This window comes from Kerstersia gyiorum, assembly GCF_004216755.1.
Classification (GTDB): Bacteria; Pseudomonadota; Gammaproteobacteria; order Burkholderiales; family Burkholderiaceae_B; genus Kerstersia; species Kerstersia gyiorum.
In genome coordinates, this window is sequence record NZ_SGWZ01000006.1 from 86,850 (window position 1) to 107,853 (window position 21,004).

Annotated in this window: 17 protein-coding genes and 1 pseudogene; 7 read left to right on the plus strand and 11 right to left on the minus strand. The window is 64.4% G+C overall.

Annotated elements, in window-relative coordinates; all coding sequences use genetic code 11:
- Nucleotides 1-89 precede the first annotated feature (89 nt).
- The 4 genes and pseudogenes from EV679_RS15345 to EV679_RS15360 all read left to right on the plus strand — a co-directional run.
- On the plus strand, nucleotides 90-1,388 hold the full coding sequence (locus EV679_RS15345; RefSeq protein ID WP_127773178.1) for a D-amino acid dehydrogenase: 1,299 nt from the start codon (nucleotides 90-92) through the stop codon (nucleotides 1,386-1,388).
- A gap of 9 nt (nucleotides 1,389-1,397) precedes the next feature.
- Nucleotides 1,398-2,471 carry an alanine racemase gene (alr, locus tag EV679_RS15350; protein ID WP_130487677.1) on the plus strand — a complete coding sequence of 358 codons (1,074 nt, stop codon included), beginning with the start codon at nucleotides 1,398-1,400 and terminating at the stop codon, nucleotides 2,469-2,471.
- Between the two features lie 194 nt (nucleotides 2,472-2,665).
- Nucleotides 2,666-4,336, plus strand: a complete 1,671-nt coding sequence (ettA, locus tag EV679_RS15355) for an energy-dependent translational throttle protein EttA (protein ID WP_068374262.1) — start codon at nucleotides 2,666-2,668, stop codon at nucleotides 4,334-4,336.
- A 151-nt stretch (nucleotides 4,337-4,487) separates the two neighbouring features.
- Nucleotides 4,488-4,940: pseudogene (locus EV679_RS15360) on the plus strand (hypothetical protein); the annotation flags it as partial.
- A gap of 94 nt (nucleotides 4,941-5,034) precedes the next feature.
- On the opposite strand, the gene efeO reads toward EV679_RS15360, so the two are convergent.
- From efeO to EV679_RS15380, 5 genes are all read right to left on the minus strand, one after another.
- On the minus strand, nucleotides 5,035-5,865 hold the full coding sequence (gene efeO, locus EV679_RS15365) for an iron uptake system protein EfeO (RefSeq protein WP_068374268.1): 831 nt from the start codon (nucleotides 5,863-5,865) through the stop codon (nucleotides 5,035-5,037).
- Nucleotides 5,866-5,984: 119 nt separating this feature from the next.
- A complete protein-coding gene (gene efeB / locus EV679_RS15370; protein WP_130487678.1) occupies nucleotides 5,985-7,331 on the minus strand; it encodes an iron uptake transporter deferrochelatase/peroxidase subunit in 1,347 nt (448 codons plus the stop codon).
- On the minus strand, nucleotides 7,331-9,325 hold the full coding sequence (gene efeU / locus EV679_RS15375; RefSeq protein WP_130487679.1) for an iron uptake transporter permease EfeU: 1,995 nt from the start codon (nucleotides 9,323-9,325) through the stop codon (nucleotides 7,331-7,333). The genes efeB and efeU overlap by 1 nt, the downstream gene beginning before the upstream one ends.
- A gap of 283 nt (nucleotides 9,326-9,608) precedes the next feature.
- Entirely contained in the window at nucleotides 9,609-9,737 is a 129-nt protein-coding gene (locus tag EV679_RS17980) for a hypothetical protein (RefSeq protein WP_257741111.1), read from the minus strand.
- A gap of 246 nt (nucleotides 9,738-9,983) precedes the next feature.
- On the minus strand, nucleotides 9,984-10,607 hold the full coding sequence (locus tag EV679_RS15380) for a helix-turn-helix domain-containing protein (RefSeq protein WP_130487680.1): 624 nt from the start codon (nucleotides 10,605-10,607) through the stop codon (nucleotides 9,984-9,986).
- 149 nt (nucleotides 10,608-10,756) lie between these two features.
- Between EV679_RS15380 and lhpI the strand changes: the two genes are divergently transcribed.
- The 3 genes from lhpI to brnQ all read left to right on the plus strand — a co-directional run bounded on the left by lhpI (nucleotide 10,757) and on the right by brnQ (nucleotide 14,543).
- Nucleotides 10,757-11,707 (plus strand): bifunctional Delta(1)-pyrroline-2-carboxylate/Delta(1)-piperideine-2-carboxylate reductase, encoded by a 951-nt coding sequence (gene lhpI, locus EV679_RS15385; RefSeq protein ID WP_238591436.1) that lies wholly within the window; start codon nucleotides 10,757-10,759, stop codon nucleotides 11,705-11,707.
- A 78-nt stretch (nucleotides 11,708-11,785) separates the two neighbouring features.
- Nucleotides 11,786-13,051: an NAD(P)/FAD-dependent oxidoreductase gene (locus tag EV679_RS15390; protein ID WP_130487681.1), complete on the plus strand. Its 1,266-nt coding sequence runs from the start codon at nucleotides 11,786-11,788 to the stop codon at nucleotides 13,049-13,051.
- A 136-nt stretch (nucleotides 13,052-13,187) separates the two neighbouring features.
- On the plus strand, nucleotides 13,188-14,543 hold the full coding sequence (brnQ, locus tag EV679_RS15395; RefSeq protein ID WP_130487682.1) for a branched-chain amino acid transport system II carrier protein: 1,356 nt from the start codon (nucleotides 13,188-13,190) through the stop codon (nucleotides 14,541-14,543).
- 48 nt (nucleotides 14,544-14,591) lie between these two features.
- On the opposite strand, the gene EV679_RS15400 is transcribed toward brnQ, so the two are convergent.
- The 6 genes from EV679_RS15400 to EV679_RS15425 all read right to left on the minus strand — a co-directional run bounded on the left by EV679_RS15400 (nucleotide 14,592) and on the right by EV679_RS15425 (nucleotide 20,815).
- Entirely contained in the window at nucleotides 14,592-15,371 is a 780-nt protein-coding gene (locus EV679_RS15400; RefSeq protein ID WP_130487683.1) for an ABC transporter ATP-binding protein, read from the minus strand.
- Entirely contained in the window at nucleotides 15,368-17,179 is a 1,812-nt protein-coding gene (locus EV679_RS15405) for a branched-chain amino acid ABC transporter ATP-binding protein/permease (RefSeq protein WP_130487684.1), read from the minus strand. Before EV679_RS15405 ends, EV679_RS15400 begins: the two co-directional genes overlap by 4 nt.
- 1 nt (nucleotide 17,180) lies before the next feature.
- On the minus strand, nucleotides 17,181-18,233 hold the full coding sequence (locus tag EV679_RS15410; protein ID WP_130487733.1) for a branched-chain amino acid ABC transporter permease: 1,053 nt from the start codon (nucleotides 18,231-18,233) through the stop codon (nucleotides 17,181-17,183).
- 112 nt (nucleotides 18,234-18,345) lie between these two features.
- The gene (locus EV679_RS15415) at nucleotides 18,346-19,497 is read right to left on the minus strand and encodes an ABC transporter substrate-binding protein (protein ID WP_415777554.1); all 1,152 of its coding nucleotides are present in this window, start codon (nucleotides 19,495-19,497) and stop codon (nucleotides 18,346-18,348) included.
- A 170-nt stretch (nucleotides 19,498-19,667) separates the two neighbouring features.
- A complete protein-coding gene (locus EV679_RS15420; RefSeq protein ID WP_068374292.1) occupies nucleotides 19,668-20,141 on the minus strand; it encodes a MarR family winged helix-turn-helix transcriptional regulator in 474 nt (157 codons plus the stop codon).
- A 263-nt stretch (nucleotides 20,142-20,404) separates the two neighbouring features.
- Entirely contained in the window at nucleotides 20,405-20,815 is a 411-nt protein-coding gene (locus EV679_RS15425; protein WP_068374295.1) for a DUF423 domain-containing protein, read from the minus strand.
- Nucleotides 20,816-21,004 lie beyond the last annotated feature (189 nt).

Consider the following 21,004-nt stretch of genomic DNA (forward strand, 5'->3'; position numbering starts at 1 on the left):
CCCCCATACCTCAATGCAGAGGCTTTTGCATAGGTAGAACGTGACGGCCGCAGCAGGCCGCCCGGAAGCCATAGAACGGAGTTTTTCCCATGAAAGTCATAGTCCTCGGCGGCGGCGTGATTGGCGTCACCAGCGCGTACTATCTTGCACGCGCCGGTATGCAGGTCACCCTGATCGACCGCGCGGCGGGTGCCGCCGATGAAACCAGTTTCGGCAACGCAGGCCAGATTTCCCCGGGGTATTCCACGCCCTGGGCAGCGCCGGGCATTCCGCTTAAGGCAATCAAGTGGCTGTTCCAGAAACATGCGCCCCTGGCCATCCGGCTGGACGGCAGCATGTACCAGCTGCGCTGGATGCTGGACATGCTGCGCAACTGCAACGCCGAACGCTATGCAATCAACAAGGAGCGCATGACACGCGTCGCGGAGTACAGCCGCGACTGCCTGCGCCAGCTGCGCGCCGACACCGGCATCCAATACGAACACCGCACCGGCGGCACGCTGCAACTGTTCCGCAACCAGGCGCAGATCGAAGCCGTGCAACGCGATATCGCCGTGCTGCAGGAATGCGGCGTGCCCTACGAACTGCTGACGCCCGATGAACTGCCGCGCGTGGAACCGGCGCTGGCCCAGGCCAAGGACCGTCTCACCGGCGGCCTGCGCCTGCCCAACGACGAAACCGGCGACTGCCACCTGTTCACTCGTGCGCTGGCCGAGATCGCCGCCCGCGAAGGCGTGGAATTCCACTGGAACACCCCCATCGACGGCCTGCAGGTCGAAGGCGGCCGCATCACCGGCGTGCGTTCCGGGCAGCAGGTCTTCCAGGCCGACCGCTATGTGCTGGCGCTGGGCAGCTATTCGCGCGCCATGCTGCAGCCGCTGGAACTGGACCTACCGGTCTACCCCGTCAAGGGCTATTCCCTGACCGTACCGCTGGTCGACCCTGCGCTGGCACCGCAATCGACGGTGCTGGACGAAACCTATAAAATCGCCGTCACCCGCTTCGACCAGCGCATCCGCGTGGGCGGCATGGCCGAACTGGCCGGGTTCGACCTGAGGCTGGACCCGCGCCGCCGCGCCACGCTGGAAATGGTCGTCAAGGATCTGTTCCCCGGCGGCGATGTACCCGCCGCGACCTTCTGGACCGGCCTGCGCCCCATGACCCCTGACAGCACGCCCATCATTGGTGCCACCCGTTATCCCAACCTGTTCCTGAATACCGGCCACGGTACGCTGGGATGGACCATGGCCTGCGGTTCGGGACGACTGATGGCGGACCTCGTCAGCGGCCGCGAACCGGAAATCAGCACCGAAGGCCTGGCACTGGACCGCTACCAGCAGCGTCGCAGCGCACCAGCCACCACTTCCCCTGCCAATCAAACCCGATAGGCCAGACTGATGCGCCCCTCTTTTGCCCTGATCGACCTCGATGCCCTGCGGCACAACTACCGGGTGGCCAAACGCCTGCATGGCGGCAAGGCGCTGGCCGTACTTAAGGCCAATGCCTACGGCCATGGCGCCGTACGTTGCGCACAGGCGCTCGCAGCCGAGGCCGACGGCTATGCCGTGGCCTTCCTCGAAGAAGCGCTGGTGCTGCGCGAAGCAGGCATACGGCATCCCATCCTGCTGCTCGAAGGCATCTTCGACGCTGATGACCTGCAATTGGCCCAGGGTCACGACTTGTGGATGGTCGTGCACCAGGAATCACAACTGCGTCTGATCGAAGACGCGGCCCGCGCAGCTACCGGCGCTGCTGCCCTGCATGTCTGGCTGAAGGTAGATACCGGCATGCACCGCGCCGGCTTCGCGCCAGAGCAGGCCGACGCGGTGCATGCCCGCCTGCGCGCCTGTCGGAACGTGGGCGAGATCACACTGATTTCGCACCTGGCGCAGGCAGACGAACCGGACCAGCCCGCCACCCTGCGGCAAATTGCACAATTCCAGGCCGTCGCACAGCGCCTGGGCTGCGCGCGCAGCCTCAGCAACTCGGCAGCCACCTTGGCCTGGCCCCAGGCACACTGTGAATGGGCGCGGCCCGGCATCCTGCTCTACGGCGCCGACCCGATGCCGGAAGCTTCCCATGGCCTGCGGCCTGTCATGAGCCTGGAAAGCCAGGTCTTCGCCACCCGCATCCTGCAACCGGGCGAAGCCCTGGGCTATGGCGCCCGCTTCGTGGCCGATCAGCCCACCCGCATCGGCCTGGTGGCCATCGGCTATGCCGACGGCTATCCGCGCACTGCCCCCAACGGCACCCCGGTTGCCGTGGACGGCAAGCCGGCACGCCTGGTCGGGCGCGTCTCCATGGACATGCTGACCATCGACCTGAGCGATCTGCCCGAAGCCGGCATCGGCAGCGCTGTGCAGCTCTGGGGGCCGCTGGTGGACATCAATCAGGTCGCAGCGGGAGCTGGCACCATTTCGTATGAACTGCTGTGCAACGTCAAGCGTGTCCCGATGATCTACAAGGACTGAACGCATGCCAGGGTACCCGGCTTGCGTCAGCAGCCGATGCCCCAGGCCAGCAACGCCGCCAGCGCCGGCCCGGGATGACATCCGGGGCCGGCGTTGTTGCATCCGGCCCCTGCCGGCGATGGGTGCATTGCGCCTGCGTCCCGCCTACAATGGGCGCTTCCCAGTTCCCTTCCAGGGTTTCCCTCGACAAGCTTATGGCTCAATACGTATTCACCATGAACCGGGTCGGCAAGATCGTGCCGCCCAAGCGCCAGATCCTGCGCGATATTTCCCTGTCTTTCTTCCCTGGCGCCAAGATCGGCGTGCTTGGCCTGAACGGCTCCGGCAAATCGACGCTGCTGCGCATCATGGCCGGCCTCGATAAGGATATCGAAGGCGAAGCCATTCCCATGCCGGGGCTGAACATCGGCTACCTGCCCCAGGAACCGCAGCTCAACCCAGAACACAACGTTCGCCAGTCCGTCGAAGAAGGCCTGGGCGCCGTGTTCCAGGCCCGCCGCCGTCTGGACGAAGTCTATGCCGCCTACGCCGACGAAGACGCCGATTTCGACAAGCTGGCCGCCGAACAGGCCGAGCTGGAAGCGATCATCGCTGCAGCCGCCACCAGCGGCTCCGACGATATCGAAACCCAGATGGAAATCGCCGCCGATGCGCTGCGCCTGCCGCCCTGGGATGCCAATGTCGGCAAGCTGTCCGGCGGTGAAAAACGCCGCGTGGCGCTGTGCCGCCTGCTGCTGTCCAAGCCCGACATGCTGCTGCTCGACGAACCGACCAACCACCTGGATGCCGAAAGCGTCGAATGGCTGGAACAGTTCCTGCACAAGTTCCCCGGCACCGTGGTTGCCGTCACCCACGACCGTTACTTCCTCGACAACGCCGCCGAATGGATCCTCGAACTGGACCGCGGCCATGGCATTCCCTGGAAAGGCAACTACAGCTCCTGGCTGGAACAGAAGGAAAAGCGCCTGGAGCAGGAAGAGGCCACCGAATCGGCACGCCAGAAAACCATACGCAAGGAACTGGAATGGGTGCGCCAGAACCCCAAGGGCCGCCAGGCCAAGGCCAAAGCGCGCCTGGCCCGCTTCGAGGAACTGTCCTCGCATGAGTACCAGAAGCGCAACGAAACCCAGGAAATTTTCATTCCCGTGGGCGAGCGCCTGGGCAATGAAGTCATCGAGTTCAACAACGTCAACAAGGGCTATGGCGACCGCCTGCTGATCGAGAACTTGAGCTTCAAGATTCCAGCCGGCGCCATCGTCGGCATCATCGGCCCCAACGGCGCGGGTAAATCCACGCTGTTCCGCATGATCGCCGGCCAGGAAAAGCCCGACAGCGGCGACGTGAATATCGGCCAGACAGTACGCCTGGCCTACGTCGACCAGTCGCGCGGCTCGCTGGAAGACGGCAAGACCGTGTTCGACGCCGTTTCCAACGGTGCGGATATCCTCACGGTCGGCAAATTCGAAATGGCGGCGCGTGCCTACCTGGGCCGCTTCAACTTCAAGGGTGGCGACCAGAACAAGCAGGTCGGCCAACTATCCGGCGGTGAACGCGGCCGGCTGCACCTGGCCAAGACGCTGATCGCCGGCGGTAACGTGCTGCTGCTGGATGAACCGTCCAACGACCTCGACGTGGAAACCCTGCGCGCCCTGGAAGATGCCTTGCTGGAATTCCCTGGCAGCGTACTGGTGATCAGCCACGATCGTTGGTTCCTGGACCGCATCGCCACGCATATCCTGGCCTTCGAGGGCGATTCGCATGTCGAGTTCTTCGATGGCAACTACCAGGAATATGAAGCGGACAAGAAGCGCCGCCTGGGCGAAGATGCCCAGCCCCGGCGCCTGCGCTACAAGGCCCTGAAGTAAAACGCCAGCGCCCTGCCCGCCGGCCCCGCTGGCCAGGCCATTGCCTGGCTGCCGGGGCCGCAGTCTTTTCCTGCGCCACGCGCGCACCAGCCAGCCGCGCTATGATGGCGCCTGCCAAGAACGAGTTTCGTCCCAGACAAGAGTTTCCACCATGCATGACAACGACGCTTTCCGCTTTACCGAAGAAGAACGCGAGCTGCTGGCCAAGACCGCAGACGCCCTGACGGCCTACAGCGGCAAGCCAGTCTTCGCCGAGACGGGCATTGCCGAAAACGGCATGGAATGGGTGGCCTTCGGCATCCCCCTGGCGCCCGAGGAAGAGGCCGACGAGGAAACCATGCATATCCAGATGGGGGGCGAGCAAGCCCAGTGGCTGGGCTCCCGGGGTGGCGTGGAAGACGACCCCCATGCGCTCTATGACTGCGTGTTCCTGTGGGCTATCCAGATCAGTGATGAGGAAGGCGCCCGTTTCGTGAAACTGGACCAGGAAGGCGATGTCGCCGATGTTTCCGACGACCTGGCGGAACTGCTGCCCTTCGGCTTCACCGAAGCCGAATTGCCGGACGACGATGAAGAGGATGACGACGACGAGGACGACGATGCGCTCCCGCCGGGCGTCACCCTGCACTGAAACCCGGCAGGCCGTGAGACCATGACGGCGGCAGCCCGGCAGGCTGCGCCGCCGGGCACTGCCGACCTCAATCCAGGCCGAGCAGGCCGCGCAATTGCGACAGGTCTTCGGCCAGCGTATTGACGCGCGCCGCCAACACCTTGCGGTCGGTATCGCTCAGCTTGCCATAGCTCTCGAAGCCGCCATCAGCAGTACGGTACTTCGCCAGCGTATCGAACACGACCTTGAAATTGGCATCAGTCTTGGCCAGGAAAGCCGCATCTTCCTTGGCAACCAGCGGACGCAGCAGGTCCACGATCTTGTAGGCGCCTTCGAAATTGGCCTGGAAGTCCCACAGGTCAGTCTGGCTATAACGGTTTTCCTCTCCGGAAATCTTGGTGGCCGCCACTTCTTCCATCAGCGCCGCCGCGCCGCCCACGACTTTTTCCGGCGGGAAGGTCAGGTCGACCAGGCGTTGTTCCAGCGCTTCGACATCGGCTTGCAGCTTGGCGGCGACCGGTGCCAGGCCAGCGGCCGATTGCTGTGACCACAGACCGTATTCGATGCGGTGGAAGCCACCGAATGCCGGGTCCTGTTCCTCCTTTTCGTGGTCGTCGGCGCGCGAGTCAATGGCGAAATCCAGGTCGCTGAACAGTTCGGCAACCGGCTCGATCTTCTCGTAGTAAGTACGCGTCGGGGCATACAGCGCCTTGGCCTTCTCGACATCACCACTCTTGACCGCGTCCGTAAACGCCTTGGTCTGCTTGACGAGGTCGCCGGCATTTTCGATGACGTACAGCTTGTACTCGGCCACCGGCTGCACCAGTTGCAGCGGCGCCACTTCGGCGCTGGCGCCCAGGGATGTCAGGCCGGCCACACCGGCCACGCATGCGGAAATGAAAAAACGTCGGTAGTTCATGGGTTGCGACCCCTTTTGGTTTCAATGGAAAGAAAACAGGACACCAGGGCTGCCTGCCACGTATTGCCATGTGGCAGGCAGCCGGATACAGGCCATGCCAGGCGCGGGCCTCCTCCACCTCATGCGCCAGCCTCCAGCAGGCTGCGGCCCAGCCAGTCGCCCGGCTCCGTCACGCCGGGCAGAACGAAGAAGAAGCCGCCGCCGATGGGCTTGATGTATTCCTCCAGCGGCTCGCCATCAAGGCGCCGCTGCACGGCCAGGAAGCCTTGCTCCAGGTTGGACTGGAAACAGATGAACAACAACCCCATGTCCAGCTGGCCGGAACGGGTCACACCGTTGGAGTAGTTGTAGCCACGGCGCAGCATCAGATTGCCCTGCCCGGCATGGGCGCGGGTTGCGGGATTGGCCAGGCGAATATGCGCATCCAACGGCGTCCGCTCGCCGTCGGGATCGTGCCGGTAATCCGGTGAACCGAATTCCGATGCGCCCGCCGCTGCGTCGAGCGGCGCGCCGCTGTCGCGCCGGCGGCCGATGATGGCCTCCTGTTCGCCCAGCGGGGTGCGGTCCCAGCGCTCCACGAAATTGCGGATGATGCGCACCGCCATATAGCTGCCACCTACGGCCCAGACCGGCTCGCCCTGGCCGGCCTGCACCCAGACCACGCGCTCCATCTCTGACGCATCCCCGGCGCCCGGATTGGCCGAACCATCCCGGAAGCCCAGAAAGTTGCGGGCGCTGGCCGGCTCGGTATGCCCAGGGTCCGGCACCGTAGGCGCCACGCTGCCCTCCTGTTTCCAGGACAACACCAGCAGGTCGGGCATGTTCTTGATGATGTCGCGCAGGGCGTGAATGATGGTGTCGGGCGTATTCGCGCAAATCTGCAGCGCCAGGTCGCCATGGCACAGGCTGGCATTGAGGGCATCATTGGGATGACGCGCCATGCGTTGCAGATGCCGGGGCTTGGCAGCGGCCAGCCCGTAGCGCTCATCGAATAGCGAATCCCCGACCGCCACGGTGATCGTCAGGGCATCCGGCCGTATCACTGGCCCGAGGATGCCCGAATCCGCAGGCGGCAGGCGCGTGTTCAGCGCTGGCGGCACGCCTCCCTGCGTCAGGAAGGCGATGCGTTCACTCAGCGTGCGAAACAGGCGCGCCAGCTCGGTGCGATCCTCTGCCAGCACATGGAATGCGGCCACCATGCCGGCCAGTGGACGAGGCGTGGCGATGCCCGCTTGATGCGGACCGCGCCAGTCATGGCGCTGCGCAAAGGCATCCGCGTCGTGCGGGTTCGCATGGGCGGTGGTACCGCCGGACTGCGCCGCCGCAAAAGCCGGCGCCGCCGAACCTGCCACACCCGCCATCCCCGCCAGCCCCAGGCGGCGCAGCATGTCCCGCCGTCCCGGCGCGCTGGGCGAGCCCCCTTCCGGCTGCCGGTCGTCCTGTTTGCAACCTCCGTGATCACTCATTACTGCTCTTCCTCCAGGCCCAGGGATGTCGCCGCCCTGGTCAATTGCTCAGTCGCCGCACGCATGAAACCGCCAGCGCGCGACAAAGCCAGCGTATCGGGTGCATCCAGGCTGATGCCGCGGCACTGGCCCGCATCGCACAAGGCTTCCCCAGCCTCTTCGAAGGCCCGTTTCAAGGCCATTCCCTGCTCGGGATCGGCGTCCGCCAGCAAGGGCAGCAACAAGGTGGCAACCCGCTGCCCGCCTGCATACGCCCCCTGCAGCGGCACCCAGGCCGACGCGTTTTCCGCCATATCGGCCCAGGCACGCAAATCGGCTGCAGTGCGCCGCACCAGACGCGCCGGGGTCGCCTCAAGCCCGGCAGCTTGCGATTGCAAAGCCGCCAGCGCCTGTTCCAGCGGCGGCAGCAGTGCCGCCGCCCCGGGAGACGCCGCTTCATCACGCAAGCGCGACATCAGGCCGGCAAAACCCGTATCCGCATCCAGGCCCGGCTCCAGTACGGCATCAATCCCGGCAAACTGCGCCACCAGCGGCCGCAGATGCGCATAGGCCGCGCGCGCCGTGGCGGCATGTTGCAACGCCATGGCCGCATCGCCACCGGCCAGCGCCTCGCCGGCCGCCGCCAGTTCGCGCTGCGCCTGGCGCAGCGACAGGCGCTGGAACACCTGGTACTCGGCCAGCATGCCCACGTACTGCACCAACTCCGGCCGGGCTGCCGCCGCGCGTGACGCCTCGGACGGCACCACGACCAGCGTGCCCCTGGGGTTGCTAAGCAGGCCGCAAGTCATTTGATAGCTACCCGGCTTGAGCCGCGTCCGAAGTGTCTGTGTAAAGCCCGGCGCAATGTTCTCGCGCTCGTCCACGACCATCACACCATCCAGGATTTCCCACTCCAGCGCACGCGCGGTCTGGTTGATGATGGTGAACGTGGTCAGCCCGGCGGGAACTTCGACGGTATTGGGCGTGCATTCGCGCCCGGCGATGGTAATGGTGACTTGCGTACCCTGGGGCGCAGCCGGCCGCGCCCGTACCGCGAGGGTAGCGGCATAGAACGCCGCGCCGCTGGCCAGCACCAGCAAGGCGCCCAGGATGATCCAGGGCCGCCATGCCGGCAGATTGCCCGCCACGGGTACGCTTGCATTGACGGCCGGCTGCATGGCGTCCCCCGGCGCCGCTACCGGTGCAGCGGCGGGACGGGCAACCGGCCGCAGGAACAGCCACAGCGCCACCACCAGATACACGACATAGACCAGCACTTCGCTCAATACAGGAGCAGACAGATAGCCCAGGACGCCCGCCAGAATGGTGCCCAGCGGGCTGTCCATGGGCAGCCACTCGCCAATATCGAACAGCACCTGCTGGCCAATATTCCACACGCCTGCCTCGTGGAACTTGCGCAGCGAACCCGCCAGCAGCCCCGCCGCCACCACCAGGACGAAAAGCCCCGTATAGCGGAAAAAGCGACGTAAATTCAGCCGTAACCCGCCCGCATAGATTCCCCAGCCCAGGACGACCGATACCAGGATGCCGGCCAACGCGCCGACCGGCGCCTGCCAATCCTGGCTTTGCTGGAACACGGCCAGCAGGAAGAACACCGATTCCAGGCCTTCCCGGGCCACGGCCAGAAAGACCATTCCCACCAACGCCCAGCCGCCCATGCCCCGGGCCACGGCATGCTCCACCGAGGACTCCAGGCCGCGCTTGACGGCGGCAGCGGCATTGCGCATCCAGAACACCATGCCAGTCAGCACGCCGACAGCAATCAGGCCCACGCAGCCTTCGAACAGTTCCTGCTGTTTCTGCGGGAACTCGGCGGCCGCCCACTGCAGGCCAGCGCCTGCCAGCAAAGAGAGTGCCACTGCCAGCAAGATGCCCAGCAGTACCGCGGGCAATAGGGCGCGCCGACCCGTGTGATGCAGATAATTGGCGACGATGCCAACGATCAGCGCCGCCTCCAGGCCTTCGCGCAGCATAATGAGAAAAGGGACCAGCATCAGGCAATCCTTACATACACCTTAAAGCAAATGAAAAACATTCGCTTTTGATGGCAACATTATGCCCCTTCCCGCTCCTGGCCCCGCCTTCCCCAGTCTTTTTTTCTGCGTTGTTTTTGTAAAAAATCAATCCGGCCGCACCTGGCGGCATGGCTGCGCGGCCACTTGCCGCAGACACTGGCACGCCCCCTTGGCCGCAGACGCAAAAAAGCGGGCATGAAGCCCGCTTTTTCAGGTGTCGTCCGCTTGCCGTAGCAGTGGACAACCAGGCAGAAGCCGTCGATTAGACGCGCTTCACCTTTTCCAGCATCTTGAACACGCTCTTGGGCGACTTGATGAAAAGACGCTTGAAAGCCTTGCCCAGGCAACGACGCTCCAGGGTGTTGCGGCGTACGCGTTTACGTTCTGCCATGATAGAAACTCCGGTAGTAAGCAGTCAGCCTCTCCCGGCCCAGGCTTGCGCCCTTGGCAGTTCAAGGCAAAAGAAAAATCGACACGGCAGCCCCCGCGCATCCGAACAATCCAGATTCGACGGACGGCAACCGGCAACCAAACCAGGCCCATTTCCAGGGCTAATCTGGCATTTTATCGTCAAATGGGGGCTGCTGACAAATATGCGGCCCGGCAGCAACATATATCCCGACGCTGCATGCCGGCTTCAGCGCAGCGTCGGGTGCGAACAGACCCACAATATCGTGGCATCTGCATCCCCGCTGGAGACGCAGACGTGCCCCATCGTGCTGTCGAAATAACAGGAATCCCCGGCCTGCAGCGTCAGCGGCGCATAACTGTCGGTATGCAGCACCACACAGCCGTCCAGCACGTAGATGAATTCCTCGCCATCGTGCCGCAACAGTTCCGGGAATTCGGCCGAATCCCGCGCCTTGATGGTAGTCAGCAAGGGGATGAAGCGCTTGTCCGCGAGGTCGGCATTGAGAATTTCGTAGATGTACTGGGGGGCATCATGAATGACGCCCTGGCCCCGGTAGGTCACGCTGCGCCGACCCGGCCGGGTCGTCTCCTGCCCGGCCAGCTCGCTGCTGAACAGCTCGCTGACATTCACCGCCAGCCCGTTGGCCAGCGCGGCGATTTTCTCGTAGGTGGGGGACAACTGCCCGTTTTCTATTTTCGACAGGGCCGAGATCGAAATTCCAGAGCGCTCGCTGAGCTGCTGCAGCGTCAGCTTGGCCGACCGGCGCAGGCTGCGCAGCTTGCCTGCCAGGACACTGATTTCCGGCTCCTGACGGAAAACAGGGGCGACATTCTTGTTCTGTAAAGCCATCTCACTCACCCGAAGTATGCAGCCCAGGCGCACACAGGAACCCATGGGAAAACCCCTATATGGTTTTTTCCGATACGAAAATATATTTCTGATACGAAAATTTAAATGCGCCCAAAGCGCATTGAACCGCGTCAACGATGGTAGATCACGTGCAAACCTTAAATCAAGCCCAGACTCTTCAACACCTGCCTTTCCCGGGCCTGATTGATGCCATCGAGCAGATGTTCATCGAAGGATGCACGGTTCCCCTGCGCCACAACCATAGCGTCGAAGGTGCCGATGGCGACAACGGCGGGATCATGTTGCTGATGCCCGCATGGCAAAGCGGCAAGCGCCTGGGCATCAAGACCGTCTCCATCTTCCCCGGCAACCAGGCAAAAGGCCTGCCCGGCCTGCATTCGGTCTTCATCCTGTATGACGCCGCCACCGGCAAGCCGCTGTCCATCCTCGACGGTGACGTCATCACCTCGCGCCGCACTGCCGCCGCGTCCGCCCTGGCGGCGCGCTGGCTCAGCCGCCCCGATGCCCACCGCCTGCTGGTCGTAGGCGCGGGCCGCGTGGCCAGCCTGCTCGCCGACGCCTACCGCTGCGTACGTCCCATAGATACCGTACAGGTCTGGGACATCAACGCCGAGGCCGCCGCCCGCCTGGTCAGCCAGCTCGAAGCCAGCGGCCTGCGGGCCAGCGTCGCCACCGACCTGGAAAGTGCGGTGCGGGAAGCCGACATCGTCACTTGCGCCACCCTGTCCAATGCGCCACTCATTCACGGCGCCTGGCTGCAACCCGGCACGCACCTGGACCTCATCGGCAGCTTCACGCCCACCATGATCGAAAGCGATCCGGAATGCTTCCGTCACGCCACCACCTTCGTCGATACGCCTGAAGCGCTGATGAAGGCCGGCGACCTGCTCGAAGCCATCAAGGCCGGCACGCTCAAGCCCGAAGCCGTGGCAGCCAACCTGGAAGAACTGTGCCGCGGCCAGCATCCCGGCCGCCGCGATGCCCAGGAAATCACCGTATACAAGGCTGTCGGCACCGCGTTGGAAGACATCGCCGCCGCCTCCCTCGCATTTGACTCCTACATGCGGGAAGCACGCTGATACAGCGGTTTTCCTTCCTGTACGCCCTGCCTGGCGCCGGCCATCCCTTACACTCCGGCGCTTTCTTCGGAAGCATGTATGAAAAATGACAAGACCTGCATCATCGTCGGTGCCGGGATGCTCGGCCTGTGCTCCGCGCTGGAGTTCCTCAAGCGCGGCTACCAGGTCACCCTGGTCGACCAGGACGAGCCCGGCCTGGGCGCCACCTTCGGCAATGCCGGTTTCATCGCCACCGAACTGGTGGACCCGCTTTCTACCTGGAGCACCATCAAGAGCGCTCCGGCCCTGCTGATGCGCCGCCATGGCGCACTGGCCGTGCCAGCCGCCAACCTGGGCAACAGTCTGCCCTGGATGACGCGCTTCGCACTGGCAGCCCGCCCGGCCCAGGTGGCCCATGCCCGTTCGGCGCTGGCCTGGATCAACCGCCAGGCCGTACCGGCCTGGCAACGCATTCTGGCCGACGAAAACCTGGCCGGGCATCTGGTGGCTTCGCATTATCTGCGCGTCTGGGAAAACGCCTCGGGACAGGCGGCCGCAGCGCAGGAAGCCGAGTTCTACCAGAAATGGGGCATAGAGGCCCGGCTGATCGGCAAGGAAGAAACCGCCAGCGTGGAGCCGGCTTTGCGCGAAACCATCAATCATGCGGTCGTACTGCCCCATGCCCATCGCCTGCAGGACCCCTACTGGCTGGCCCAGGCGCTGTTCGCGGCCTTCCGCCAGCGTGGCGGCAACTTCATCAAGCATGCCGTCAGCCGCATACGCGCCGAAAACGGCCAGGTCCGAGTCAGCGCTGGACAGGACATTCTGGCCGGGCAGGCCCTGGTATGCGCCGGTGCCTACAGCGCCCGCCTGCTGCGCCAGTTCGGCGTCAGCATTCCCCTGATGGCCGAACGCGGCTACCACCTGCACCTGCCTGAAACACGAGACCTGCTGCAGGGGCCGATCTGCTCGGCAGACCGCAATGTCTTCATCAGCCAACTCGACAGCGGCCTGCGCATCGTGGGTTTCAGCGAACTGGGCGGCGTGGACCTGCCGCCCCAGCCGGCCCGCTTCGATTCGCTGCGCCATCACCTGGGCGGCATTCTGCCCCAGACCCGCACCGCGCTACCCGCCGCCGACGAATGGATGGGCCGACGCCCGACGTTGCCCGATTCGCTGCCGGTCATCGACACGCACCCGCACCACCCCAATATCGGTTTTGCCTTCGGCCACCAGCACATGGGCATCACGCTGGCCGCCATCTCCGCTCAGCTCATCAGCCAGAAGATGAGCGCCGGCACCTCTCCCAAGGAGCTTTCCCCCTACGCCGTCACCCGCTTCAAGATGGCCGGCAGCTTCTCCTGAAGCGCCCTGCCACAGCGGCATTCCCGTCTTTCAAACCGCAAGCTTGCTGCACACCAGTCGCTGAGTCCGGCTCCGGCACTGCCCGCCGTATCCGGCCGCTCATGCGGCCTTTCCAATAAAAACAGGTACACCGAACATGTCCCAACCCATCAGCTTCCGGCAGTTCCTTGCACTATCGTTTTTCCTGTTTTCCATGTTCCTGGGCGCAGGCAACATCATCTTCGCCCCTCCGCTGGGCCAGGCCGCCGGCACCAATACCTGGGTCGCCATGTCGGGCTTCCTGATCACCGGCGTGGGCCTGGTCTTGCTGGCCATCATGGCGCTCTCGATTTCCGGCGGCAGCGTCGAGAAACTGTCGGGCCGGGTCAGCCCAGGCTTTGCCGTGTTCTTTTCCATCCTGCTGTTCATGACGCTGGGCCCGATTTACGTGGTGCCCCGTACCGCAGCCGTGGTGTATGAAATCACCGTGACGCCCTTCCTCTCGGAAAATATCGTCGCCAATTACATGCAATGGGCCTTGCTGGTGTTTTCCGTGCTGTTCATCTGGGCCACGATCTACCTGTCGCTGGAACCCAAGAAGTTCGTCAAGCGCATCGGCAATATCCTGACGCCCATCTTCCTTATCCTGCTGCTGGTCATTGTGCTGGTCGCCTACTTCGACCCCATCGGCGATTTCCGCGAACCTTCCGGCCCGTATATCGACTTTGCCTTCAGCAAGGGCTTCACGCAGGGCTACTACACCATGGATGTGCTGGCCGCCTTCGTGTTCGGCAAGATCTTCCTGGACGCCGCGCATTACGCCGGCATCGACGCCAAGCACATGACCGGCCTGTTCGTGCGCTCCGGCATTTTCGCCGTGGTGGCACTCGCCCTGATCCAGCTGTCCCTGGCCGGCATGGGCGCCAGCAGCGCCAGCGTGCTGGGTGTCTCCAGCAACGGCGGCGAAGCGCTGACGCGTATCGTTGACCTGCTGATGGGCCGCCTGGGCGTCGTGATGCTCGCAACCGTCATTTTCCTCACGGGCCTGACGACGGCCATCGCCTGCCTGGCTTCCGTCGCCGAATACTTCAGTCGTATTTTCCCCAGCCTGACCTATCGTGCCTGGGTCATCCTGTTGGGCCTGCTGAGCCTGGTGATCACCAACTTCGGCCTGACCACCATCCTGACCTTCGCCTCGCCCGTCCTGCTGTTCCTGTACCCGATCGCCATCACGCTGATCGTGCTGGTGTTCGCCAACAAATGGTTCGGCGGCCGCCAGGCGGTCTACATCGGCGCAGTCACGGGCGCGGCCATCATGGGCCTCATCGACGGCCTGAACGACATCAAGCTGCTGCCTGCCCATGTGGCAGAAACCCTGCGCCAAAACCTGCCGCTGTATGACAACGGCCTGGGCTGGATCGTCGTAGCGCTGGCGGGCGCCCTGCTCGGCCTGCTGTTCTCGGTACTGTTCAAGTCCGGCGGACAGCGCTACGTCAACCAGCACATCGGCTGACACCAGCCACGGCCGGGTGCCGGGGAATGGTCCCGGCGCCTGGCCGTCTCAGCCCGACACCAGGGCGCGCTGGTGCCTGCCGGCCGCGCCCAGATACGTTTCCACGATGCGCGGATCATGCGCCAGCTCACTGGCCGGACCGTGCATCGCGACTCGCCCCAGTTCCAGCACATAAGCGTAGTCCGCCACGTTCAGTGCGGCGCGCGCGTTCTGCTCCACCAGCAGAATGGAAACACCGCGCTGGCGCAGTTCCACCAGAATACGGAAGATATCGCGCACGATGAGGGGCGCCAGCCCCAGGCTGGGTTCGTCGAGCATCAGCAGGCGCGGGCGCCCCATCAAGGCCCGCCCTACCGCCAGCATCTGGCGCTCACCGCCGGACAGCGTCCCGGCTTCCTGCTGGCGGCGCTCCTTCAGACGCGGGAACAGGGCATAGACTTCCTCCAGCGCCTGCATGCGTTCCTGACGAGCCTGACGGCGGAAGCGGAACGTCCCCAGTTCGAGGTTGTCCTCGACGCTCATGCTGGCGAACAGCGCACGCGTTTCCGGCACCAGGGCGATCCCCCGCGCCACATGCTGCTCCACGCCCTCATCCAGCAGTTCCTCGCCCTCGAAGCACACGCTGCCGGTGGCCGGCAGCACGCCCATCAGGGCGGCCAGTGTGGTCGTCTTGCCTGCGCCGTTCGGGCCTATCACCGTCACGATCTGGCCCTGGCGCACCTCCAGGCTGACATCCGAAACTGCTGCGATATGCCCATATGCGGCGCCCAGGCCGCGCACGCTCAGCAGGGCGGCGTTCGTTGCATCCTGTGCTTCCGGTGTGTTCATTCCTCCACTCCTCCCAGGTATGCGCGCAGTACCGCCGGATCGCGCTGCACCTCTTCGGGCAGGCCTTCGGCAATCCGCTGCCCGAACTCCATCACTACCACGCGGTCCACCAGGCCCATCACGAAATCCATATCGTGCTCGACCAGCAGCACCGCCACGCCTTCGGCGCGCAGCTTGCGCAGCAAGACCGCCAGCGCTTCCTTTTCCTTGTGGCGCAAGCCCGCTGCCGGTTCATCCAGCAACAGCAGGCAGGGGTCGGCGCACAGCGCACGGGCAATTTCCAGGATACGCTGCTGGCCCAGCGCCAGGCTGCCTGCCGGCCGGCCCAGGAATTCACCCAGGCCCACGCGTTCAAGCTGCTGCCTGGCTTCGTTGAGCAAGGCGGCCTCGTCCGCGCCGTCCAAGCGCAGCGCCGACGCAAAGACACCCTTGCTGCCGCGCAAATGTGCGCCCAACGCGGTATTTTCCAGCACCGTCATGTCCGGCAACAGCTTCACGTGTTGAAAGGTTCGCGCCAGCCCCGCCGCAGCAAGCGCGGGCGGCCGCTGGCCGTTGATGCGGCGGCCACGGAACATCACTTCGCCTTCATCCGGCGTATCCACGCCGGACACCAGGTTGAAAAGCGTGCTCTTGCCGGCGCCGTTGGGCCCGATCACCGCCAGGATTTCACCGGAGGCAATGCGCAGCGACATGTTCCGGTTGGCCACCAGGCCGCCAAAGCGGCGCGTCACGCCCCGCACGTCCAGGATAAGCTCGCCGGGCTCGGGGTGCGGCCGCCTAGGCAAGGCAGGCGTGGCGGCGCTCGCAGCCGGCAGGCGCTCCAGGCCGGGCGCGGACGGTTGCTTCCGCCCCAGGCGCCGCGCCAGCGCGGACCAAATGCCGCCAGGCCAGCGCTGGATGACCAGCACGATCAGCAGACCGAAGACAATGCTCTCGAAATTGCCGCTGCGGCCCAGCAATTGCGGCAACCAGTCCTGCAGCCATTCGCGCAGCAGGACCACTGCGGCAGACCCTGCCACGGCGCCCCACAGGCTGCCCACGCCGCCCAGCAGGGCCATGAACAGGTAGTCGATGCCGGCCTGGACGCTGAATGGCGCCGGGCTGACGAACCGTTGGGTATAGGCGTACAGCCAGCCCGATAGGGCCGCGAGGCCTGCCGACACCAGGAACACCGTCATTTTGGCGTGAAAGATATCTACGCCCATGGACGCCGCCATGTCCTGCCCGCCACGCAGCGCACGAATCGCCCGCCCGGTGCGCGAAGCCAGCAGGTTCCGCGCCAGCCAGATGGCCAGCAGCACACAGACCCATATCAGGTAATACATGCGTGGCCCGTCGCCGAACTCGAAGCCGGCGATCCGCAAGGGCGGCAGGTCGGGAATCCCGGAATGCCCGCCCAGGCCGTCCAGCGTCCCGAACAGGTAATAGAAGGACATGCCCCAGGCAATGGTTCCCAGCGGCAGATAGTGGCCCGACAACCTAAGCGTCAGTTGCCCCAGCACGAACGCCAGCAGCAGCGTCACGGCGATGCCGGCCAGCAGCGCCAGCCAGGGTGAACCGAGCCGCGCCCCAAGGTCCAGCGTCGAAGGCGCGACCAGCACAGCCGTCGCATAGGCCCCCACGCCCACGAAAGCAGCCTGGCCGAAACTGGTCATGCCGGCCACGCCGGTCAGAAGCACCAGGCCGAGCGTCGCCAGCGCGAACATGCCGATATTGTTGAGCAGCGTCACATAGAAGGCGGGCACCAGCAGCGGCAGCACCAGCAGCACCAGCAGGCCGGCAGGCAACCAGGGAGAAAACTTGCGCATGTCAGTGTTCCTCTTCCTGGCGGCTATTGAGCGACCGCCACAGCAGGAACGGCAGGATCAGTGTAAATACGATCACTTCCTTGTAATTGCTGGCCCAGAAGGTGGAAAAGGCTTCGGCCAGGCCAACAATGATGGCGCCGGCAGCGGCCACCGGATAGCTTGCCAGGCCGCCGATAATGGCGCCGACGAATCCCTTCAGGCTGATCAGGAAACCGGAGTCGTAGTAGAGCGTGGTCAGCGGCGCGACCATGATGCCGGAAAGTGCGCACAGGAAAGCGGCCAGCCCAAAACTGATGCGGCCCGCCAGCATCGGCGAAATGCCCATGAGCTGCGCGCCCATACGGTTCACCGCCGTGGCGCGCAGGGCCTTGCCATACAGCGTACGGGTGGAAAGCAGGTAGAGCGCGCAAATGGCGACGCAGGACAGGCCCAGCACCCACAGAGTCTGGCTATTGATATAGACCATGCCCAGCTCCAGGCCTTCCTCGGAGAACGGCTCGGTGCGCATTCCTTCCGGCCCGAAGACCAGCAGTCCGACGCCAACCAGACTGACGTGCACCGCAATCGCGATAATCATCAGCAGCAAGCCGGACGCATGGGCCACGGGTTGAAAAAACAGGCGATACATCAAGGGGCCCAGCGGCGTGATGGCGGCCAGGGTCAGCAACGCCTGCACGCCCATGGGCAGGGACGCCAGCGGCAGCCAGGCCAGCAGTATCACCAGCGCCACCGCATAGGCCGGCATAGTACAGAGCCGCAACAGGGCGCGGCCCAGGGGTACACGGCGCTGGCGGCGGCGCGCCCGCTTCCACAAATCCCAGCCATCAGCCGCCGCTCCCAGCAATGCCAAGGCCAGAACCAGCCAGCCGATGGCAACCTGGCCAGACTGAATGGCGGCCATGGTCAGTGCGCTGAAGGCGACGAATTCGCCCAGGGGGATCAGCAGCACCCGTGTCACGGAGAACACCAGGATGATGGACAGCGCCACCAGGGCGTAGATCGCCCCATTGCTGATACCGTCCTGGCCCAGCAGGACGATGATTTGCGGATTCAACATATCGGTAGACTGATGGCGCGCCCGCCGCTGCTTGCGACAGCCCGGGCGGACGCGCGGGGTTTCACGGACGGCCGGGCCTGGAACACGGCCCGGCGTCTTGCTGCACGCCTTATTCCCGCACCAGGTGCCAGGCGCCGTCCTTGACCGTGATCAGTTCGCGGCCGCGTTCGTCAAAGCCGCTGTGATCCTGCGGCGTCATGTTGTACACCCCCTGGGTGGCCGGCAATTCACGGATCTGTTCGAGCGCGTCACGCAACGCCTGGCGGAACTCCGCCGTGCCCGGCTGGCCGGCTTGCGCCGCCACTGGAATCGCCGCCTGCAGCAACAGGCCGGCATCATAGACATTGGCGCCGAACGTTGCGGGCTCCTGGCCGTACTTCGCCTTGTAGGCGTCGATGTACTGACGGGCCACCGCCTTGGACGGATGCGTGTCCGGCACTTCGTCCATCACCAGCATCAGGCTGGCGGCCAGGATGGTGCCCTCCACTTTCTTGCCGCCCAGCTTGAGGAAATCGTTCAGCGCGGCGCCGTGGGTCTGGTAGATCTGGCCGCGGTAGCGCTGGTCGGCCAGCGTGGTCTGGGGCAGCACGGAAGAACTGCCCGGCGCGCCCACCAGGATGGCATCGGGCTTGGCCGAAATCAGCTTGATCGCCTGCGCGGTCAGCGAGGTATCCTGGCGCTGGAAGCTTTCGGTGGCAACGATCTCGATACCGGCCTTGCCTGCCTGGTCCTTGATCACCGCCAGCCAGCTTTCACCATAGGGATCGGCCGTGCCAATGAAGCCCAGCGTCTTGACGCCGGTGCGCACCATATGGTCCACCAGCGCCGACGCGATCACGTCGTCGTTCTGCGTGGTCTTGAACACCCACTTCTTCTGTTCCGTCATCGGCTGGATCACCGAAGCGCTGCCCACCGGGGCCAGCATGGGTACGCCGGCCTCGGCCACGACCGGAATGACGGCCAGGGAGCTGGGCGTGCCGCTGGTACCAATGATGGCATCCACGCCGTCGGCGATCAGCTTCTTGTAGGCCGTCACGGCCGCCGTGGGATTGCTGGCGTCATCCAGCGAAATGTATTCAATGCTGAGATCGCCTGCCTGGGTCGGCATCAGGTCTATCGTGTTCTTCTGGGGAATGCCCACCATCGCCACAGGCCCCGAGGAAGACGTCACCACACCGACCTTGACCTGGGCCTGCGCCCCCGCTGCCAGAAACAGCCCGGCCAGCAGGCCGCACAGCATGCGTTGCTTTTTCATCTTCATTCTCCGATAGGCAGGCAGCAGCCCCATGGCCGGTTGCCGGATTTTCAAGCTAAGCCCGTCATTCTGCCATGCCCGTGGCCCACGGACGCCGGCCGCCAATCAACGGACAGGGAGAAATTCTGCAACACAAGCGCTGCGGCAACAAGTCCGGCCGCCTGCCGACCCGGCTTTCAGGCATCGTGCAGGTTGTTGAACATCTGTTCGAGCATCTGGTTCAGGCGGGCAATCTTGACCGAAGACAAGCCACTGAAGCCCTGGGCAAAGACCTGCGCCGTGGCGTCGCGCATCTCGGTAATCATCTGCTGGCCGCGTTCGGTCAGCGCCACGATGGTCACGCGCCCGTCCTGGGCGGACGTCATGGTATCCACCAGGCCATCGGCCTTCATGCGGTAGACAATTTTGGTAATGGTGGAAAGCTTGGCCACGGCATGCAGGGCGATTTCCGACATGCTGGAGGTGCCGTTCTCTTTCAGGATGAACAGGACGCGCCACGTGGGCACGTCGGCCCCTACCTTGCGCAGGGCCTTTTCCATGCGCTGCACGTACAGGTTATTCAGGCGTGCGACCCAGTAGAAAGGAAAGTCTTCCTTGACGAATTCCTCGCTGACGGGGTTGAAGCGACTCACTCTTTTATTGATGGTCATTCGGCGGCACCAGGGTAAACCGCCTCCAGCGCTACCCCAGGAGGCGTTCTGTCAGGGCAATGGCGCGAAAACGCCGGCCATCATGCCGGCGCCTGGCGCCACCATACGGTAGCGCCTTCGGCGCCGTATGGACACCGCCACGCTGCTTGCCGGTTCGCGAACCGGGGCAGCGCTCAGGCGCGTGGTCAGGCATTCTATCGCGGCCAGGGGCTTCGCGTGCCTGAACCTGCGCCGGCCGCCCCGGATGCGGGGCAGCCACCGGATCAGCTGGCCTTGGCTTCGTTGCCGCCGCGCAGGCCGGCCAGGCCGATGAAAATCCAGCCGATCAGGTAGAACATGCCGCCGACCGGCACCATGTTGGGCAGGAAACGGGCCTGGTTCAGCGTGTTGAAATAAATCAGGCCGGAGAACAGCAGGATGCCCAGCGCGAAGCAGATGCCGGCGATGCCGGCAAGCTTGCCGGGGTTGCCCAGGCGGAACCAGAGCGCCACGCCGAACAGGGCCAAGGCGTGGAACATGTTGTATTCCACTGCGGAGCTCATGGAAACGATAGCGGCCTGCAGGCTTTCCTCAGGCACAAAGGAAGCCAGCCCGTGCGCCTTGATGGAGCCCATGAGCACTCCCAGAACTCCCGCGATGGCGGACAGCACAAACCAGAGACGGCTGCATTTCATATCGAACCCTTAAGACGTGAAAGATGATGGGAAAACCGGCGCGCCATCAGTGGTCGGGCGCCTATGTCCGTCCATGCCGCCGTTTCCGTATGATACGGTCGATACGGGCGGCCTGGCGGTTGCGCAGCGATTGTAGTCAGGCCCGCGAGCTTGTGACATTTAGCCATGGCTCAACTTTGGCAAGAAATC

Coding starts and splice junctions, on each gene's coding strand:
- efeB (WP_130487678.1), bottom strand. CDS start 7,331: ATGAGTGATCACGGAGGTTGCAAACAGGACGACCGGCAGCCGGAAGGG.
- brnQ (WP_130487682.1), top strand. CDS start 13,188: ATGTCCCAACCCATCAGCTTCCGGCAGTTCCTTGCACTATCGTTTTTC.
- alr (WP_130487677.1), top strand. CDS start 1,398: ATGCGCCCCTCTTTTGCCCTGATCGACCTCGATGCCCTGCGGCACAAC.
- EV679_RS15345 (WP_127773178.1), top strand. CDS start 90: ATGAAAGTCATAGTCCTCGGCGGCGGCGTGATTGGCGTCACCAGCGCG.
- EV679_RS15420 (WP_068374292.1), bottom strand. CDS start 20,141: ATGACCATCAATAAAAGAGTGAGTCGCTTCAACCCCGTCAGCGAGGAA.
- EV679_RS15405 (WP_130487684.1), bottom strand. CDS start 17,179: ATGCGCAAGTTTTCTCCCTGGTTGCCTGCCGGCCTGCTGGTGCTGCTG.
- ettA (WP_068374262.1), top strand. CDS start 2,666: ATGGCTCAATACGTATTCACCATGAACCGGGTCGGCAAGATCGTGCCG.
- EV679_RS15390 (WP_130487681.1), top strand. CDS start 11,786: ATGAAAAATGACAAGACCTGCATCATCGTCGGTGCCGGGATGCTCGGC.
- EV679_RS15380 (WP_130487680.1), bottom strand. CDS start 10,607: ATGGCTTTACAGAACAAGAATGTCGCCCCTGTTTTCCGTCAGGAGCCG.
- EV679_RS15425 (WP_068374295.1), bottom strand. CDS start 20,815: ATGAAATGCAGCCGTCTCTGGTTTGTGCTGTCCGCCATCGCGGGAGTT.
- EV679_RS15400 (WP_130487683.1), bottom strand. CDS start 15,371: ATGAACACACCGGAAGCACAGGATGCAACGAACGCCGCCCTGCTGAGC.
- EV679_RS15415 (WP_415777554.1), bottom strand. CDS start 19,497: ATGAAGATGAAAAAGCAACGCATGCTGTGCGGCCTGCTGGCCGGGCTG.
- efeO (WP_068374268.1), bottom strand. CDS start 5,865: ATGAACTACCGACGTTTTTTCATTTCCGCATGCGTGGCCGGTGTGGCC.
- efeU (WP_130487679.1), bottom strand. CDS start 9,325: ATGCTGGTCCCTTTTCTCATTATGCTGCGCGAAGGCCTGGAGGCGGCG.
- EV679_RS17980 (WP_257741111.1), bottom strand. CDS start 9,737: ATGGCAGAACGTAAACGCGTACGCCGCAACACCCTGGAGCGTCGTTGC.